General features: G+C 68.2%; 2 protein-coding genes. Both read right to left on the bottom strand.

The features are described 5' to 3' along the window. Positions 1–503, bottom strand: a 503-nt coding sequence (locus tag CH295_RS10300) for a CbtA family protein (RefSeq protein ID WP_141216992.1), incomplete at its 3' end; no start/stop codon positions are given. Continuing rightward, positions 494–619: a CbtB domain-containing protein gene (locus tag CH295_RS10295; protein ID WP_094740626.1), complete on the bottom strand. Its 126-nt coding sequence runs from the start codon at positions 617–619 to the stop codon at positions 494–496. The genes CH295_RS10295 and CH295_RS10300, both read right to left, overlap by 10 nt. Positions 620–626 lie beyond the last annotated feature (7 nt).

Here is a 626-nt window from a genome sequence, read left to right as displayed (position 1 = left end):
AGAATCACCGTCGCCAACCACAGCCAGGTGCGCTGGGTGATGGTCTCGGGATCTCCGACGGCCGGCGGGTTCGCCGGGTACTTGAAGAACGGGACTGCTTCGATGGCCACCCATCCGGCACCGGCCCCGACGAGCGCGAGGACCGAACCGGGCAGGGCGGTGAAGCGTCGCCCGTAGTGCAGTGCCGAGGCGAAGATCGCGCCGAGTGCCAGGCCGGCGAGTCCGGTGGCGAGGAACAGTCCGACGCGTTGTCCGTCCCGAGTGACCAGTGCTTCCTCGTCGCCGTGGGAATGCGCCGCCGGGGCGGCGTCGGTGTCGGTGTGATGGGTGTCGGTGCCGGCTGCTTCCTCGATGGCGATGGCCGAGTCGATGTGCGGTTCACCGACGACGTAGGCGACTGCTCCGGCGAGCAGGCCTGCGAGGAGTCCGGCGAGCAGGCCTCGGAGCAGGAGTTGGACGAATGTGCCCTGCAGCGTCGGGCCGTGGGTGTCGGTCAGTGGCATGGCAGGCCCAGCAGGTGGCGGCCGTCGTGCATCAACTCGTGCATGTACATGCCACTGCGGGAGATCGCGCCCTGATCGAAACCGACGAGGTAGAGCACGACGAAGGCGAGCAGGATCGTTGCG

Source organism: Rhodococcus sp. 14-2483-1-2 (genome assembly GCF_002259405.1).
Taxonomy (GTDB): domain Bacteria; phylum Actinomycetota; class Actinomycetes; order Mycobacteriales; family Mycobacteriaceae; genus Rhodococcoides.
The sequence above is the reverse complement of the archived record's forward strand: the minus strand, read 5'-3'. Positions and strand labels throughout refer to the sequence as shown.